Origin of the sequence: Brevibacterium antiquum CNRZ 918 (assembly GCF_900169145.1) — a bacterium.
GTDB classification, from domain to species: domain Bacteria; phylum Actinomycetota; class Actinomycetes; order Actinomycetales; family Brevibacteriaceae; genus Brevibacterium; species Brevibacterium koreense.
In genome coordinates this window covers 107,778-121,730 of the sequence record NZ_FXZD01000009.1, presented here as the reverse complement: position 1 = coordinate 121,730, position 13,953 = coordinate 107,778, and the positions used below count along the sequence as shown (strand labels likewise).

13 protein-coding genes are annotated in these 13,953 nt (G+C 63.2%); 6 read left to right on the top strand and 7 right to left on the bottom strand.

Features of this window, described 5'->3' with window-relative positions; genetic code table 11:
• Positions 1-65 precede the first annotated feature (65 nt).
• Positions 66-665 (bottom strand): LysE/ArgO family amino acid transporter, encoded by a 600-nt coding sequence (locus tag BANT918_RS13365; RefSeq protein ID WP_101620713.1) that lies wholly within the window; start codon positions 663-665, stop codon positions 66-68.
• A gap of 69 nt (positions 666-734) precedes the next feature.
• Between BANT918_RS13365 and BANT918_RS13360 the strand changes: the two genes are divergently transcribed.
• Positions 735-1,670 carry an ArgP/LysG family DNA-binding transcriptional regulator gene (locus BANT918_RS13360; protein WP_233430487.1) on the top strand — a complete coding sequence of 312 codons (936 nt, stop codon included), beginning with the start codon at positions 735-737 and terminating at the stop codon, positions 1,668-1,670.
• A 24-nt stretch (positions 1,671-1,694) separates the two neighbouring features.
• Here the strand turns inward: BANT918_RS13360 and BANT918_RS13355 are convergent, their stop codons facing one another.
• A complete protein-coding gene (locus BANT918_RS13355) occupies positions 1,695-2,294 on the bottom strand; it encodes a TetR/AcrR family transcriptional regulator (protein ID WP_101620711.1) in 600 nt (199 codons plus the stop codon).
• Positions 2,295-2,464: 170 nt separating this feature from the next.
• Here BANT918_RS13355 and BANT918_RS13350 point away from each other — a divergent pair, with 170 nt between their 5' ends.
• Together BANT918_RS13350 and BANT918_RS13345 are read left to right on the top strand one after the other, a co-directional pair.
• Positions 2,465-2,944, top strand: coding sequence for a hypothetical protein (locus BANT918_RS13350; RefSeq protein WP_101620710.1), 480 nt, complete (start codon positions 2,465-2,467; stop codon positions 2,942-2,944).
• Positions 2,945-3,180: 236 nt separating this feature from the next.
• Positions 3,181-5,304 carry a RecQ family ATP-dependent DNA helicase gene (locus tag BANT918_RS13345; protein WP_101620709.1) on the top strand — a complete coding sequence of 708 codons (2,124 nt, stop codon included), beginning with the start codon at positions 3,181-3,183 and terminating at the stop codon, positions 5,302-5,304.
• 35 nt (positions 5,305-5,339) lie between these two features.
• On the opposite strand, the gene BANT918_RS13340 is transcribed toward BANT918_RS13345, so the two are convergent.
• The 3 genes from BANT918_RS13340 to BANT918_RS13330 form a co-directional block, all read right to left on the bottom strand.
• Positions 5,340-6,101: a VOC family protein gene (locus tag BANT918_RS13340; protein ID WP_101620708.1), complete on the bottom strand. Its 762-nt coding sequence runs from the start codon at positions 6,099-6,101 to the stop codon at positions 5,340-5,342.
• Between the two features lie 84 nt (positions 6,102-6,185).
• Positions 6,186-6,959, bottom strand: a complete 774-nt coding sequence (locus BANT918_RS13335) for an isocitrate lyase/PEP mutase family protein (protein WP_101620707.1) — start codon at positions 6,957-6,959, stop codon at positions 6,186-6,188.
• Between the two features lie 96 nt (positions 6,960-7,055).
• The gene (locus tag BANT918_RS13330; RefSeq protein ID WP_101620706.1) at positions 7,056-8,780 is read right to left on the bottom strand and encodes an amidase; all 1,725 of its coding nucleotides are present in this window, start codon (positions 8,778-8,780) and stop codon (positions 7,056-7,058) included.
• Positions 8,781-8,952: 172 nt separating this feature from the next.
• Between BANT918_RS13330 and mobA the strand changes: the two genes are divergently transcribed.
• Positions 8,953-9,588, top strand: a complete 636-nt coding sequence (gene mobA / locus BANT918_RS13325; RefSeq protein WP_101620705.1) for a molybdenum cofactor guanylyltransferase — start codon at positions 8,953-8,955, stop codon at positions 9,586-9,588.
• 179 nt (positions 9,589-9,767) lie between these two features.
• Here the strand turns inward: mobA and BANT918_RS13320 are convergent, their stop codons facing one another.
• The gene (locus tag BANT918_RS13320) at positions 9,768-11,423 is read right to left on the bottom strand and encodes an APC family permease (RefSeq protein ID WP_208618112.1); all 1,656 of its coding nucleotides are present in this window, start codon (positions 11,421-11,423) and stop codon (positions 9,768-9,770) included.
• A gap of 533 nt (positions 11,424-11,956) precedes the next feature.
• On the opposite strand from BANT918_RS13320, the gene BANT918_RS13315 reads away from it, so the two are divergent.
• A complete protein-coding gene (locus BANT918_RS13315; protein WP_167389474.1) occupies positions 11,957-12,646 on the top strand; it encodes a GntR family transcriptional regulator in 690 nt (229 codons plus the stop codon).
• A gap of 7 nt (positions 12,647-12,653) precedes the next feature.
• On the opposite strand, the gene ykgO is transcribed toward BANT918_RS13315, so the two are convergent.
• Complete coding sequence (gene ykgO, locus BANT918_RS13310) at positions 12,654-12,776, bottom strand: type B 50S ribosomal protein L36 (protein ID WP_101620703.1); 123 nt, start codon at positions 12,774-12,776, stop codon at positions 12,654-12,656.
• Between the two features lie 68 nt (positions 12,777-12,844).
• On the opposite strand from ykgO, the gene BANT918_RS13305 reads away from it, so the two are divergent.
• Positions 12,845-13,915, top strand: coding sequence for a GTP-binding protein (locus BANT918_RS13305; protein WP_167389473.1), 1,071 nt, complete (start codon positions 12,845-12,847; stop codon positions 13,913-13,915).
• Positions 13,916-13,953 lie beyond the last annotated feature (38 nt).

The window sequence follows — 13,953 nt, the reverse complement described above, 5'->3', positions numbered from 1 at the left end:
GCAACGACTGTGCGGCAACTGGCGAAGATGGCTGACGCGCCGATGATCCCGGCTCGATATAGCCGCTACCCGAACGCGAGCCGGGCCGCCAGGATCACCAGCACGAGCGCGATGATCACGTCGAGAACCTGCCACACGCGCGGCCTGGCAAGGTAGCCCGAGAGGCCGCGGGCACCGTAGCCGATGCCGAGGAACCACGTGAGAGACCCGAACATCGCCCCGATCGTGAACGGCAATGCTCCGCCGGGCCCCTGCTGATTCGCCAGGTTGCCGAGCATGACGACGGTGTCGAGGTAGACCCCGGGGTTGAGGAAGGTCAGCGCCAGAGTCGTTGCGATGATGGATTTCAGGCTGCGCTGATGCGTGTCCGCTTCGAGCCCCGATGCTTCGCGTGCCGAGCGCAGGCTGCCCCACGCGTACCAGAGCAGATAGGCCACCCCCAGCCACCGCAGGATCTCCAGGGCCCACGGTGCAAGCAGGACGATGGCACCGATGCCTACAGTGCCCGATCCGATGAGCAGAATGTCGGCGAGGATGCAGATCGTGAGCACTACGCCGAGGTGCTCGCGTCGAATCCCCTGGCGCAGGACGAGGGCATTCTGCGGGCCGACGGCGATGATGAGCGACCAACCGGCAAGGGTTCCGCTGATGAGATGAGTGAGCACCCGAAAAGACTATGACGCGAAAGCAGATAAGAAAAACAACAGAATCTTCATGTGATGCACAATGGCTTAATGAACATCGATCATGTCAAAGCCTTGGCTGCTGTTGTCGACGAGGGCACGGTGGAAGGCGGAGCCTTCGTCCTGGGTGTCACGCCATCGGCGACGAGCCAACGCATCCGCACCCTCGAATCCCGCATCGGGCAGGTGCTCATTCGCCGTACGAACCCGATCACCGTCACCGAGGCGGGGGAGGCGGTGCTGAAATATGCGCGGGAGGTCGAGCTCCTCGAGTCCGAAACCATGGATCGACTGCACGGCATCGACATCGACGCGCCCGACGGCATCGGCAAGGACAACGGTGAAGGGCCTGATCAGAGAAGGCGGGTGCCGACGGTGCTGCGCATCGGTGTCAACGCCGATTCGCTCTCGACATGGTTCCGCCCGATCTTCGCCGAGGTAGCCGGCTGGGACGATATCGTCATCCGCATCGAGGTCGCCGACCAAGACAAAGCCCTGCCGCTGCTGACCTCGGGGGAGGTGCTGGGCACCATCACCTCGGCGGAGGCAGGCGGCTACGGCACCCAGGTGCAGAAGCTCGGTTCGATGCGCTACGTCGCCGTCGCGACGAAGGGTCTGCTCACGAAGCACGGTGCCGACGTTGGCGGTGGATCATTCGCCGAGGTGGACCTCGGGTCCCTGCCAATGGTGAACTTCGGCAAGGACGATGACCTCCAGTTCACCTACCTCAGGCGCGCCGGAGTGACGACGATCCCGCCGATGTCGGTGGTGCCCAGCTCCTGGGAATTTGCGGCCGCAGTCGAGGCGGGGGTCGGGTGGGGGCTGATCCCGATCATGCAGCTGGGAGATCTCAGCAGGGACCTCGTGCCGCTCTCGTCCGAGCCGAACATCGACGTCACGCTCTATTGGCACCATTGGAATCTCGCTTCGGAGAAACTCGGCCGTCTCACCGAGGCGCTCCATCGGTCGGCCGTGCAGATGCGGTGATGGTCGGCTGGATCAGCGCGCCGATCATTTCGGATCGGGTGCTGGTTCGAGTACCTTCGCGATCAGCCACCTGAGCTGATCGAGCGCGGCATCGACGGTCACGCGCTCCGGGGTCACGATCGAGTGCAGGGCCAGCCCATCGAGCATGGTGAACAGCGCAGTGGATGTGGAAGCCACCTCGGCGGGGTCGATATGACCTTCCTCGGCCAGGATCCCGAGCCACCGATGCAGGCACTCATAGGTGAAGTTGTGGCCGTATTCGAGGAGCCGTCGGGTCACCGCACGGCGTTCGGGCCCAAGGGCGCTGATGTGCATCGTGAGCCACAGCTCGAGCTGCATATCGCGGTGTTCGTGTGTGGGAAGGAACTGCGCGCAGCACTCAAAGAGACGATCGGCCGGATCGAGGCTGGGATCTGTGATCGAGAAGTCCTGAACTGCGGTGTCCATTGAATCGCGAGCGATCGCTTCGTGCAGATCGGACTGGGTGGGGAAGTAGTGGCGCAGTGTTGAGGCTCCGATTCCGGCTTCCTTGGCGACCTCTCGCACGCTGAGGTTGGCCTGGCCGGGAGCCGACTGCTCTGCCAGCCGGATCGCCGCCGAAATGATGTCATCGCGTCTGGACATTCGTGGTCCTCTCGGTTCCATGCGTTGTTTCGGTGTCGCGCATCGTTGCCATTCACTGTATAGTACAACGTGCTAGTACGCTGTGCTGGTGCGATGTGCTAAGAGTGTCGGGTGTGCTGAGCAGGTGAGCGCCTCGACCGAGACTTCACCCGATGAGAATGGAACCTCGCATGATCGAAAGTATCCAAGGATTCGCCGGTTCAATCCCCGACTGGCTGCAGTGGGCGGGCATCATGCTCGTCTCCGCGATCCCCTTCGTCGAGTCCTACTTCGGGTCTGTCATCGGCGTCGCCATCGGTCTGAATCCGGTGGTCGCGATCCTCATGGCCATCATCGGGAACGTGCTTTCGATGCTCGCATTCGTCTACGGTGCAGGGGCAATCCGCGACAAAGCGACGAAGAATAGGACCAAGGACGACGAGTCCTCCCAGAAGCGGCAGAAACTCAAGCGCATGTTCGACAAATTCGGCGTCCCCGGCGTCTCGCTGTTGGGGCAGACTCTGCTGCCATCGCAGATCACCTCGATGGCGATGGTCGGCTTCGGAGCCAACCGCAATGCCGTGGCCTTCTGGCAGATCATCTCGATCATCCTCTGGGGCGTGCTCTTCGGCGTCCTCGCCACCCTCGGAGTCAACCTCGCCCTGAGGTGACAGGTCGAGAGCGGGCGCGACGGGCGCGACGGGCGCGACGGGCGCGACGGGCGCGCCGGGTGCGACGGGCGGGCCGGGCGGGACCAGTGACTAATGGAAACTATGGTCCGATTTTCGGCCTCGGAATCGGCCTAAAACTTCCTTTTGTCGCGACTGCTGCGGGTGCAAGGCGCCGTGTGAGACGCCTTGCGCGAAACGGCTCTTGCCGCGTCAGTGCGGGCATCTAGACTGTGCCCATGACCGAATCCACCCCGACTGCAACGACCATCGACGCCGACGAATTCGCCGTTGCGGCGCAGCGCATCCTGGCCGAACTCACCGCGAACCCCGAGGCACAGTTCCGCGACGGTCAGCTCGAATCGATCCGCGACCTCGTCGTGGAGAAGAAGCGAGTCCTCGTGGTCCAGCGCACCGGGTGGGGCAAGTCTGCGGTGTACTTCGTGGCGACCAGAATGCTGCGCGCGGCGGGCACCGGACCCAGCCTCATCATCTCCCCGCTGTTGGCTCTCATGCGCGACCAGATCGCCGCCGCCGAACGCGCCGGAGTCCGCGCAGCCAGCCTCAACTCCTCCAACGTCACCGAGTGGGACTCCGTCCTTGACGACCTCAGGGCCGGCAGCCTCGACGTTCTGCTCGTTTCACCCGAGCGGCTGAATAACCCCCAGTTCCGCGACGAAGTCCTGCCGCAGCTCCTGGCCTTCCTGGGCCTCATCGTCGTCGACGAGGCGCACTGCATCTCCGACTGGGGCCACGACTTCCGCCCCGACTACCGACGCATCGGACACATCCTGTCCGAACTTCCCGGCAACACCCCGGTCTTGGCCACAACAGCCACAGCCAATTCCCGCGTCGTCACCGACGTCGCCGAACAGCTTGGCCAAGACACCACCGTCGTCCGCGGCGAACTTGCCCGTGACTCCCTGAGGCTGGGGGTCCTGCCGGGCCTCGACGCGAGTGGCCGAATCGCCTGGCTGACGTCCCACCTCGGCGATTTCACCGGCTCGGGAATCATCTACACGCTTACGGTCAGTGCCGCCGAGGACATCACACGCATCCTGCGCGAACAAGGGCATGAGGTCCGTGCTTACACCGGCCGCACCGATTCCGAGGAGCGGGCCGAACTCGAGCAGCAGCTCAAGGACAACCGGCTCAAGGCGCTCGTGGCCACCTCGGCGTTGGGAATGGGCTTCGACAAACCCGACCTCGGATTCGTCATCCACATCGGTGCCCCATCGTCTGCCGTCGCCTACTATCAACAGGTTGGTCGCGCCGGTCGTGCAACGGACTCCGCCGATGTCCTGCTCCTGCCCGGCGCCGAAGACCAGGAGATCTGGAACTACTTCGCCACCGCCTCGATGCCCAGCCAGTCTGATGCCAACGCCGTGCTTGAGGCCCTCGCCGAGGCGGACGGGCCACTGTCCGTGGCACGCTTGGAGACCCTTGTCGGCACCAAACGCACCCGTCTGCAACTGCTGCTGAAGACTCTCGAGGTCGAGGACGCCGTCACCAAGATCAAGGGTGGATATATTTCGACCGGGCGCGGATGGGTCTATGACCAGGAGCGCTACGATAAGGTCGCCGCGGTGCGCGCCGCCGAAGCGCAGGCGATGCTCGACTACGAATCCACGCGCGAGTGCCGGATGGAGTTCCTCATTCGTCAGCTCGACGACCCAGAGCCCAAACCCTGCGGGCGCTGCGATAACTGTGCCGGAGTCTGGTGGTCTGCCGAGATCTCAGACGAGAACAGGCAGGCAACGGCAGGGACTCTGCATCGTATCGGTCTGCCCATCGACCCGCGCAGCACCTGGCCCAGCGGCATGGCCAACATCGGAGTTCCGCTCAAGGGCCGCATTCCAGCAGGAGAGTTGGCTGCCGAAGGCCGGGCCATCGCACGACTCAGCGACTTGGGGCAGGGGCAGGCTCTGCGATCGTTCCTCGCTCCGGACGCTGCCGACGCGGAGGTGCCGGCACAGATCGGCAAATGGTGCCTCGAGGTCCTGGGCCAATGGGACTGGGAGATCCGCCCCGAAGTCGTCGTCTCGGTCCCGAGTGCGCGAAGGCCGACCACGGTGAGGTCACTGGCAGCCAATCTGGCATCTGCGGGCAGGCTCATCGACGGCGGCGAACTCCTGCAGGTCCATGAGCACGGCAGCCCGGAGGTCAACAGCGCGTTCCGGGTCAAGGATCTCTATGACGCGTTCGTCGTCCCGCCCGAGGTCGAAGAGGCAGTGGCCGGAAAGGCGGTGCTGCTCGTCGACGATGAGGTGGTCTCCCGCTGGACGATGGCCATCGGCGCACGACTGCTCCGGCAGGCGGGTGCCACCGCGGTTCTGCCGTTCGCCTTGGCGCTGCGGGGCTGAGGCCAGCTGACGGAATCAAACTCAGACGCGAGCGCTCACGGATCCTGCTGGAGTTGGAACGTAGCCCCTTCCGGATCGGTGACCGTCACGATGCGGCCATACGGCGAATCTTCGGGCCCGGCGAGCACCTTGCCGCCCAGCTCGCCCACCCTTGTCGCGGTGGCATCGGCATCGCCGACGTTGATGTAGTCACGCCAGAAGGACACCTGAGTCCACTCGCTGGCGTCGCAGATGCCGGCCACAGAATTCTCCTCGGCGCCATGCGTCGAATACGGGAAACCCTCCATCGCCACCAGGTCGAAGGAGAAGACATTCCGATAGAACTCGGTGGCGACGGGATAGTTCACCGTCATGAGTTCGAACCACACCGGAGTCCCGGGCGTCAGCGGAGTGTCGAAGCCGGTGAACTCGCCCGGCTGCCACATGCCCACACTCGCACCCGTGGGATCGGTGATGACTGCCATCTGGCCCAGTGGTCCGACGGACATCGGCTCGGCGATGGGAGCCGCTCCCGCGGTGAGCGCTGCCGCGTAGGTGCTCGCGATGTCATCGGTGTGCAGGTAGGTCGTCCACATCGCCGGGATCATCGGATTCGGTGTGCCGTCCATGTTCACAGCGCGCATGGCACCGCCGACAGCTGCTCCATCCTTCGTGATCATGTTGTAGTGGCCGAAATCTGGTCCCTGATCCTCGAATTCCCAACCGAAGATCTCAGAGTAGAACGTCGTCGTGGACTCGAAATCGTGACACGTGTAATCGATCCAGACAGGCTGTCCTGCACGGAGATTCTCAGGCATTGCGGCTCCTCAACATTGCGGTTGGCAGGGCGTGCTCAGCGCGGGTGGGGTTGTGTTGAATCAATGCGCTGGGGTGTGCTGTGGTCAGTGCCAGTTTCTGGTGAACTTGGCGAAGTAGTCATACATTGCGGACTGCAGCAGTGGCCCGAAGGTCACACGCTTCACCCCAAGGTCCTGCAGCTGCGAGAGATCGAGCTCGTCGGGCACGGCACCCTTGATCGGGTGAGCCGTGACATTGAGTGGCAGGCTCACCTGCGACAGTATGGTCTTGAGCGTGTCGGTGTCAGGCAGCCTGACCGGATAGACGGAATCCGCACCCGCCTCGGCGCACAGATTGAGGCGATGGATCGCCTCGGCGGTGGGATCGGAGAAATCACCTGGATTCTTGAACACATCGGTGCGGGCGTTGATCACCACGTGCACCCGTTGCGCGTCCGCGGCGCGACGCAGATCGCCGATGTACTCGGCATGCTCCTCAGCGCTGCGCATCCGTCCCTCGCTGTGGACGGTGTCCTCGATGTTGACCCCCACAGCACCGGCCTCGAGGAGTCCGGCGATGAGATCCGGCGCCGGGGTATCGTAGCCGGATTCCAGATCCGCGGAGACTGGAACGTCGACAGATCCGCAGACGCGCGCGATTCCGGCCAGGGCTTGGCTCAGGCTCATGGCCTCACCGTCGTCGGCCCCCACAGAATTTGCAAGCGGGTGGGATCCGATGCTCAGTGCATTGAACCCCGAGTCGACCATGGCATGGGCCGACCAGGAATCCCATACGGTCGGAAGGACGATCGGATGATCCTGTTGATGGGCTTCGAGCAGGGTGAAGGCGCGTTCGGCAAGAACAGTGAAATCAGTCATGTCCAATACTGTTCCACCGATTGGTTGCTACGATCCAGTAATCTGGCGAGTTCACCCGAAGATTTCAGTTGAATCCTCGTCTTCGCACCCTCGACTTCACAGCCTCGGTGTCCGCGGCGGCTCCTCACGACGGTCGCCGGTGGCTTCGAACGCTGCGGCGAGTTCGATGAGCAACGCATCGTCCCAGCCGCGCCCCGAAATCGTCAGCCCGATCGGAATGTCGGTGTCGGTCATCGTTCCCATGGGCACCGTGACTGAGGGGATGCCGAGGTGGCGTGGCACCAGGTTGCCGTTGGCGACCCAGGTGCCGTTGCGCCACCCGAGGTCCGCCGAGGCTTCGTTGACATCCATATCGGCCGGCCCCACATCAGCCATCGCCGGGTAGATGACGGCGTCGAAGCCGTTGGTGTCCATCCATTCCTCGAGATCGATACGACGAGTCACCTCTAGGCCGCGGATGCCGTCTTCGAGCTCGGGGATCTCTGCCACCGAGGTGTAGGGGCGGGCCTTGGCCAGCTGCGGGTATTCGGCGATGTCGTCCTCGAACCCGGTGAAGCGATCAGGGAGGGCGCCGTCCGGGTGGGGGAAGATCTTCATCCCGTCCACCCCGGTCAGCGTTGACCGATTCGGATCTCCGTTGGCAGCGAGGAAATCGTCCCAGGCCCACGCGGAGAGGTCATTGATCTCCCGGTCGAGGAAGGCGGTGCTCACGATGCCGCGGGTCTTGATCGTCGGTGCGCCGGGGCGATCGCCTTCGTAGTTGCTCACGACGGGGAAGTCGGTCTCGACCACCTGGGCTCCGGCGGCTTCGAGGTCGCGACGAGCCTGTTCCCACGCAGCGATCACCGAGGCTCGAGTCTCGATCCGCTGTCCCGTCGGCCCGCCGATGCCGCCCTCGGGGTTCGTGCCCGCCTCAGCATCGGCATTGATGTACATCTTCGGGATGGCCAATCGTTTGCCCGCCAGCGCCGAACGGGCCGCAGTCGCATCGGTCGGCAGAAGTGCGGCATAGGAGTCGGGGCGAATGGCAGAAGCGGCCGGGATCTCGACCCAGGGCTGGACCCGCCAGAAGTCACCACGAGTCTCGGTATCGTCGGCGACGATGACGTCAAGGACCTCGCACAGATCAGCCATCGACCGAGTGTGAGGGACGACGACGTCCATCGTGGGCACGAGCGGCCAGTTGCCGCGCACCGAGATGACGCCGCGAGACGGGGTGTAGGCGATGAGCGCATTGTGTGAGGCCGGAGCCCGCCCCGAGGACCAGGTCTCCTCGCCGAGACCGAAGGCGGCGAAGCTTGCGGTCGTCGCAGTCCCGGAGCCATTCGAGGAACCCGAAGCGAATGCACTGGTCAGCCACTCGAGGTTGTAGGGACTTTCGGCTCGACCGTAGAGTCCGCGCTGCATGCCCCCGTTGGCCATCGGTGGCATATTTGTCAGGCCCAGACAGATGGCCCCGGCACCACGGAGACGTTCGATTGTGAAGGCATCCTTCTGGGCGATGAGCTCGGCGAACGCGGGGGAACCAGCGGCCACGGACAGGCCGGCGACCATGTAGCTGTCCTTCGCGGTGTACGGGATCCCGTCGAGAGGGCCCAGCGTCTGACCCTGGGCACGTCGCTCGTCGGATGCGGCCGCCTCGGCGAGGGCCTCCGGGTTGGCCACGATCACGGAGTTGAGCCGGGTCTTCGTATCGGGGCCGTCGAAGGCGGCGATGCGAGCCTGGTAGGCCTCGACGAGCCCCACCGAGGTGATGGTTCCCTCCTCGAGGGCCGCTCGCAGTGAGGCGATGGATGCTTCGACAACATCGAACTTCGTCATTCGCGATTCCTCCGTGCAATTCCGGTGTGTACGGGCGCCTCGGCCGGGTCGACGATGTCCTACGCGACACAGCCCGCCATGAACTGGTGATGTCTCACAGTATTGCTCACCGGCGTCGGAAATGTCGTGCGGATCCCGTTGCCGATGCCGTCGTCCCGCGTAGGATCGGGGCATGTCGATCACGGCGATCATACTCAGCGGCGGCCGCTCGAACCGCTTCGGCGGCGTCCACAAACCCGCAGTCGAGCTGGGCGGGATCACCGTGATCTCCCGCATCCTCCGCACGGTTCGCACAGTCGATCCCGACGCCGAGGTGTGGGTGGCCGGACCGGGCGACGGATTGTCTGCCACGGAGCAGGAATCAGTGCATTCTGTTCGTGAGGAACCCGCTTTCGCCGGTCCGCTGGCTGGGATCGCGGCGGCAAGTGCAGCAGCCCGTGCCCACGATGACGCATCGTATGCTCTCGAGTCTGCAACGTCTGCGGATGTGACCCTGGTGCTGGCCGCGGACATGCCCCTGATCACTGCCGACCACCTCGGCGATCTGATCGAAGCCTGCAGGCGCACAGGGTTTCCGGCTGCGGGGACCGATGACCGGGGAAAGACCCAGTTCCTCTGCGCCGCGTGGCCGACGGGGCTGCTGATTTCGCGCTTGGACGCCATCGGGGACCCGACGAACGGTGCGGTGAAGTGGCTGTTCTCGGGGCTCGACCCCACTCTCGTTGACGTGGATCCGGGCATCGTTGCCGACTTCGACACGGCCGCCGCCTTCGACCGCATCCGCACCCGCATCGACAACGACAGTTGAACCTGGACCACATGTACTCGCCTCAGACGAACGCATGTGGTCGAGCGCAGCTGAATCTGGTTCCGAGAGTGCCGAAGCCGCCCCGACGCGTTCAAACGTCGAGGCGGCTTCGAAGGCGAATCTGCCATACAGACTCAGGCAGTACAGCCTTAGGCAGTACGAACTCAGGCCATACGAACTCAGTCGTCCGCACGCTGAGTCTGCTCGACAGCTTCCACCGCCTCTTCCGGGCTCAGCCGGCAGCTGATGCCGACGTGGAAGACGACGACCGAGAAGATCACCGTGATGAGCTCACCCCAGACGAAGCCCATGATGTCGAGTCCACCGCCGTAATGGCCGATGAGGCTGAGGACGACCAGGCCGACCATCCACAGGATCATCCACCAACCGGAGCGCATCTTCAGATCCGGCAGACGGCTCTTGTCCTTGGTGAAGATGTGGTGGAGGATCATTACGACGTAGCCGATGGCCACAGCCAGGAAGAGCTTCCAGTTCGTCTCCCAGCCTGTCCAGTACACGATGAGGTTCGCGCAGATGAAGCCGACGATCGGCAGCACATCGTTGCCGGGCAGTTTGAATGGACGTTCCTGATCGGGCAGCTGACGGCGCAGCGCGGCTACGACCACCGGACCCGTGGCGAATGAGAGCACGGTGCCGGAGGTGATGAATCCGACCAGTTTCGCCCATGAGGGGAACGGCAGGAACATGATGCAGGAGACGATGAACACAACGAGCAGCGAGATCCACGGGACGCCGTGCTTGTTGAGCTTGGCCAGGGCGCGTGGAGCGTTGCCGACCTTCGCTTGTGAATAGGACAGGCGAGGAGCCAGTGCAGTGTAGATCAGGCCGGTGTCAGCGGGGGAGACGATCGCATCACCGTAGAGGATGACTGCCAGCCATACGGCACCCAGCAGCAGAGAGATCTCAGCGAGAGGGCCTGCGTCATTGGTGAAGGCCAGGTTCTTCCAGCCGCCGTCGAGGAGGTCCGAGGGCAGCGCGCCGATGAAGGCCGCCTGCAGTGCGATGTAGATGACGCCGGTGACGAGGATCGACCCGATGACCGCGAAGGGGACATTCTTCTGCGGGTTCGTCGTCTCGCCGGCGAACTCGACGCCTTGGCGGAATCCGAGGTAGGAGAAGACGATCCCGGCAGCGGGGAGAGCTGCGAAGATCGGTCCGATTCCGTTGGGTGCGAATCCGCCGAACTGCTGGCTGGCGAAGTGGCCGGGGTTGAACGAGAGCGCGAAGAACACGACGATGACGAGGACGATGACGGCGAGCTTCCACCACACGAGGACGTTGTTGAACCGTGCGAAGAGCTGGACTCCGTAGAGGTTGATGAAGCTGAAGACCAGCATCAGGGCGATGCTCACCGCGATGCCCGGGCCGGTGAGGACAGCGACGTCGTCCACCGTGTGCATCAGCCAGGGGAGATAGCTCGAGGCGTACTGAACAGCGGCCATGACTTCGATGGGCACAGTCGCGGCCACAGAGAGCCAGGTGATCCAACCGCTGGTGAAGCTGGCGAATGAGCCGAAGGAGAAGTGGGGGAAGCGGATGACGCCGCCGGCGACGGGGAACATCACGCCGAGCTCGGCATAGTTCAGCGCCACGAAGATCATCATGACCGCGCCCAGCGCCCAGGAGATGAGTGATGCGGGGCCGACCATCACCGAGGCGTTGAATGCTCCGAAGAGCCAACCGGAACCGATGATCGAACCGACACCGGTGAAGAGAAGGCCGATCTTCCCGATGTCTCTCTTGAGCCCCTTATCGGCCCGGACCTCGACCTTCGTTGGTTGTCCGGATGCCGGGGGAATGATTGTGGACATCATTGCCCTTTCGATTGTGCCTAACAGCTTTCAACTGTTGAAGTTTGCTCCTTTGGAATAGGTGATGTCAATCACGCTGAAGTCGATTTCCAGGCTTTTTGAGAACCTTTATATACCTCATGTGACCAGCATCGATACTCAGTATTCTGCGCAATGTCAGGAAATGGTATCGATTGGATCCAATGCTTGGAAATGATGTTTCTGTGATCTCAGGAATGACCGGAAGTTATTGAATGTCGTGTTGTCACATTGGATCCAATTGCGTGCGGAATTCTCAGGAAGCAATTCGTCATTTCGAGGCGATTTAGTGGGAGACAGCAGCGGATTGCAGTTTGGTTGCAATCAGTGCGGCGTGTCTTCGGTCAGGGGACATCGCATGGCCCCGGGCGCGTATTCGCAGAGTGCGACGGGGGCTATGCTTCACCGCAGAGGCGGATGTCAGCAGACTGATGTCGGAGGGTGCGCGTCCGAGGGTAGGAGCCTGCCCGCGAGTGGACATCGCGTGAGCACCGCGATCGATGAAGGGAAGTCGAGCTGTGACACATGATCAGGCGGCCAGCGCCAGAATTGCGGCCGAGCTGAGGTCGCGGATCATCCAGGGCACTCTGCTTCCCGGGACCAGGATCAGACAGGAGGAGATCGCCGAGGAATTCGGCGTGAGTAGACTGCCGATCAGGGAGACTCTGCGCATCCTCGAATCCTCCGGACCGGTCACTCTCGTGGCATCGACCGGCGCGTGGGTCTCCACGCTTGATCTCGACGAGTGCCGGGAGATCTATCTGATGCGGGAACGGCTGGAGCCCCTGCTGCTGAGGATGGCGATGCCTACGCACACGGCCGAGTCATTCATCGAGTTCGAGGCTTGCGCCCAACGGGTGGAAGTGGCGATCGAGCCCGGTGAGTTCCTCGAGCGCGATCATGATTTCCACCGAGCGTTGATGGCTGGTCCTACGACGATCAGACTCCACGACACGGTCGACCACCTGTGGAACCTCACCCACTACTACCGCAGGCAGCTGCTGGCGCCGAACGCAGGCACCCGTCGCTCCCGGCGAGAGGATATCTTCGCCGAGCATCGCATGATCCTCAGGGCGGTCGTCGACGGCGACATCGAATCCGCGGAGGCGATGATGGCGCTGCATATCCGCCACACCAGAAAGCTCGTCGAGCTCTACCCCGAGGTCTTCACGCACAGCGGTGCGGGCGGGTCCAAGCGCTCCCGCTGAGGTTGGCTCAGCCCTGACGTGCCTTGAATCGGGGGTTGAGCTTGTTGATGACATAGACGCGGCCGCGGCGGCGTACGACCTGTGAGCCTGGCTGCTTCTTGATCGAGCGCAGGGAATTGCGAACCTTCATGACTGATCTCCTTAATGAGAATGAGTATTGTTAGTCTTAACAGTAGATTCTTTATGGGAAGGACGCCAATGCCAGTACCAAGTGGTGCCGATGTCGATGTGATTGCAGTGACCGGCGCATGTGCCCAGGAGCGGAGCAGCTGCGCCCGGGGCATTGCGGAAGCCCAGGGATTCGTCTTCGTCCCTGCTGACCAGACGGGCCAAGGGCTCGAAACAGTCGACAGGGCGGTCGATCTGATGCGCAAGTCGATCCACGTTCAGGGCTTGGTTCTGGAGTACCCGATAGGGGTGCCGGTGATGGAGATCGTCGGCTCCCTCACTGCTCCGGATGCCGGAACGAGACTCATCGACCTCGTCTGCGTTCTCGACGTGGGATGTTTGCTTGCAGACCTCGACTCCGAAGAGTTCATCAGACTTCCTCTGATCGGTGATGCGGACGACGGAGGCGTCATCGCCTCGAAGGCTGAGCTGATCGTCGCCCAGATCGAATTCGCCTCGACGATCGCAGTCGTCAATGGGGGATCGCTCCGGCCGAGGGCACTCGAACGGGCGACCTCACTGGTCAGCAAGCTTGCTCCGTGGGCCGAGCAGAGACTCGTCGCGAATCCCTGCGACGTGCATGGTCGTGACCGTAGTGACGGCCTACACAGTCCCTCCGGGAAGACCTATTCGCAGCAGCCGCCGAATGCCGGCTGGGTGTCGATCCTCAACCAGGAACTTCCGTCGCAGCGGCAATCCTGCGTGGTCGAAGCCATTCGCTACGAGCAGTATCGCCCCTTCCACCCAGGGCGCCTGCATCACGCGCTGAACACATGCCTGTTTCACGGGCACCGTGGGCACATTCTGCGTTCGGCCGGCTTCGCGCGATTGGCCTCGCGTCCGCACATCACGGCCCAGTGGGACCAAGTCGGCCGCATATTCACGCTCTCTCCCTTGGCACTCGATGACAGCCTTGGCGCCGAGGACGAGCTTCTCGCCTTCGGCCAGGACCTGGCATTCATCGGCACCGGACTCGACGAGGTCCGGCTGCGGCAGATCCTCGACGACGCAGCCCTCAGCCATGCGGAGCTGGCGGCAGGCCCCATGGTGTGGGCGAACTTCCCCGACGAGTTTCCGGCGTGGAGCACGACGGCGACGTAGGGCCGCCGATGCGGCTCGTCGATCAGGTCCAACGACGG